Source organism: Polaromonas sp. P1_G2 (assembly GCF_056405515.1).
The window spans coordinates 1-3150 of sequence record NZ_JBFUBY010000427.1; the positions used below are offsets into that span (position 1 = coordinate 1).

A 3150-nucleotide genomic window follows, 5' to 3' on the forward strand; every position below is an offset into this window, starting at 1 on the left:
GGTAAGCAACAGGCACCGAACGTCGTGATAAATCTCGCAGATTCAACACTGTCGACAAGTGATATTGCGCAATTTTTCCAACGTAACCCGGTAAGTGGGTTACAAAACTTAGTTGTTATCAAGAACGGCAAGGTGACTGTTCTGACCGGGAGTAACTGAAAATGGCACTTGAAATGTGGTTGGAGCTTGAAGGCAATCCTCCAGATTGGAAACTTGTGGAAGCTGCGCTTGCTGATACTGGTGTAGAGAATCTGGAGTTTCTAAAAGAAGGCGAACTGGATACGTATTTCAAAAAGTCTAATACGTGGGTTCGGACTTTTACATGGAGTGACGCGCCTAGGAACGGGGTAACCGCTGAAGGYCTTCACGGTTGCAAATTCGTGGTTTACGGTGGTCTGATCTTTCGAATCAACAACAGTAAGTACGATGAATCTAAGGCGGACATCAAAACCTTTCTCACCCACTTGAGCGAATCTTCGCAAATGCAGTTCGTACTTTCGTTCCAGATTGAGGAGGTCCGCGCTATACGTGACCATCGACGTGGATTTGAGTGGTTCTGGGATGCGCCAAGATAGTTGGAAGAGTAACTAAATGGCCCTCGAAATGTATTTGGAACTTGAAGGGCCACCCACGGATTGGGCTGCAGTAAAAGCCGCCCTCGTACAAAGTGGCATTGGAAACCTTGACGCCTTTGATGACCCAAGCTTAGATAAACGAATGTTCTTCAGCAATTCTGAAACTCAAATAGGTAGGACCACGTTTGAAGGGTGGGAAGATAGTCGTGGAAACTGGAATAGAGGCCCTCGACCATTTGTTTCCGCTGAAGGAAATCATGGATGTAATTTCCCAGTGGGTGAAGGCCTGGTCTTTCGCATACATAACAAAAAATATGACGAAGCGGTGGAAGACATAAAGGCATTTCTTACCCGTCTTAGTCAACTATCGCCGATGCAGTTTGTACTTTCATTTCAAGGTGAAGGTGTTTACGCTATTCGGGACAAAAAAGAGGGTTTGAGTGGTTCTGGGATGCTCCAAGATAGCCAAGGGATTGATCCTTTAGTGGCCACGCCGACTCGGAAATAACTGAAAATGGCACTTGAAATGTGGTTTGAATTGGAAGGTGTCTTTGCTACAAACCATCAAATCACTTGCTTGCAGCTAGAACAACGCTAGGCAGAGCGATCGCAATAGCTTGAGCGAGGGAGCATCAACATCAAAACCTCAAATGGCTGGGTAGCATTGACTCGCTCTACGTTGAAAACTCCGGGAACACCATGAGAGGCTCTTTCGTGCCTATGACGCTCAACCCCCCACATGATGAGTTGTTGAGCGCCATAAAAGATGGCTTCTCTCATTTCAAACAAAAGATGCCAACGGTGACGATGGAATTGGTTGGCCCTATTCACAGAGACCCGTATGTGAAGGGCGAAGCTGAAAATGAGTGGTGCTGGGTAGCAATCTCTGAGCAACCTGTTGATGCGCGGATACCTAACGCTAAGAAATACATGGGTGCAGTTAGTACCCGAGGTGACGATTTGTTTGCCGCGCTGGTGACTTACTCTCTGTGCAAAAGATTTGGCGAAACTATCTATGACGACGCAGGCTATTTAAATTCTGGACAGGAGTTCACTCTTGCTGAGTTTGATGAGGCGTTACAAGCCAAACTGCGCAGCCGCCCTTAGAAATTCAATCCGAACATCTGGCGCGAACCTGAGGAGGCAATACGAGCCAACGGCGGCGGCATCAGCATCGGCACGCAAGAGCGATCCACGCAGCAGAAGGCGCAAGGCACCAGCGCCGCGGCCAGCACCGTGGGCAGCATCGCCGGCAACGTCACCCTGCAAGCCGGCGAGGCCTACAAACAGGTCGGCAGCGACGTGATCGCCCCCGCAGGCGACATCACCATCCTGGCCAARAAGGTYGACATCACCGAAGCCCGCGAAACCAGCCGCCAGGAGACCGAAGACAAATTCAAACAATCGGCCCTCACCTTCAGCGTCAGCAGCCCGCTCCTCAGCGCCATGGAAACCGGCCAGCAAATGGCAGATGCGGCCAGCAACACCAGCGACGGCCGCATGCAGGCGCTGGCCGGCGCTGCAGCCGCCTTCAAGGGTTACAACACCTACAAGGGCATGACCGACGCCTCGGGCAACTTCAACAAGGATGCGGCAACTGACGTCTCCATCAACATCAGCTACGGCACTTCTGAAAGCGAAAGCAAAAGCAGCAGCCAAAGCAACAGCGCCGCCGGCAGCACCGTCGCTGCAGGCAAGAACCTGACCATCGTCGCCACAGGCGCRGGCCAGGCCAGCAACCTGACGGCGCAAGGCGCAAACCTGACCGCCGGCAACAACGTCACCCTGCTCGCAGACAACAAGGTCAACCTGCTGGCCAGCCAGAGCACAGCGCCAGCCAAAGCCAGGGAAACAGCAGCGGTAGCGACACCCGCTACACCAACACCCAGGTCAATGCCGGCAACACCGCCAGCATCATCAGCGGCGGCGATACAAACCTGATAGGCGCGGTGGTKGCRGCCAACACAGTCAAGGCCAACGTAGGCGGCAACCTCAACATCCAGAGTTTGCAAGACACCGCCACCTACACCAGCAAGCAAAGTTCAAGCAGCGCATCCGTCAGCTCTGGCAAGGAGGGCGCCACGGGCGGCGGCATCAGCGCGTCCAACAGCAACATCGACAGCAGCTACGCCTCGGTCGTACAGCAAAGCGGCATCAAGGCGGGGGATGGTGGCTTCCAGGTGAACGTGCAAGGAAACACCGACCTAAAGGGCGCGGTTATTGCCAGCACGCAGGCAGCGGTGGAGCAGGGCAAGAACAGCTTCAATACGGGCGGTTCTCTTACGCTAAGCGACATTCAGAACAGCGCCAGCTACGAAGGCAAGGCCATGGGCCTGAGCATTGACGTGGGTGAGCAGGCCGGCAAGTTCGGGGTGAGTGGCGTGGGCGTGGGCATTGGCAGCGACAAGGGCGAGGCCAGCAGCACATCAAGCGGCGGTATCAGCGGGATTGCCGGTAACACGGCTGTCAGAAGCACCGATGCTGAAACCGGCATTGCAAAAATCTTTGATGCCGAGCGGGTGCAGAAAGAGATCGATGCCCAGGTGCAGATTACGCAGGCTTTTGGCAAAGAAGC

General features: G+C 53.7%; 4 protein-coding genes and 1 pseudogene. All 5 read left to right on the forward strand.

From position 1 onward, the window contains the following. The coding region (locus AC1D0P_RS24680) for a CdiA C-terminal domain-containing protein (protein ID WP_477679147.1) at positions 1-159 on the forward strand (159 nt) is incomplete at its 5' end. Positions 160-161: 2 nt separating this feature from the next. Next, on the forward strand, positions 162-575 hold the full coding sequence (locus tag AC1D0P_RS24685) for a hypothetical protein (RefSeq protein WP_477679144.1): 414 nt from the start codon (positions 162-164) through the stop codon (positions 573-575). Positions 576-591: 16 nt separating this feature from the next. Next, the gene (locus tag AC1D0P_RS24690; RefSeq protein ID WP_477679145.1) at positions 592-1083 is read left to right on the forward strand and encodes a hypothetical protein; all 492 of its coding nucleotides are present in this window, start codon (positions 592-594) and stop codon (positions 1081-1083) included. Positions 1084-1289: 206 nt separating this feature from the next. Beyond that, positions 1290-1682 (forward strand): hypothetical protein, encoded by a 393-nt coding sequence (locus AC1D0P_RS24695; protein WP_477679146.1) that lies wholly within the window; start codon positions 1290-1292, stop codon positions 1680-1682. Between the two features lie 450 nt (positions 1683-2132). Continuing rightward, positions 2133-3150: pseudogene (locus tag AC1D0P_RS24700) on the forward strand (hemagglutinin repeat-containing protein); the annotation flags it as partial.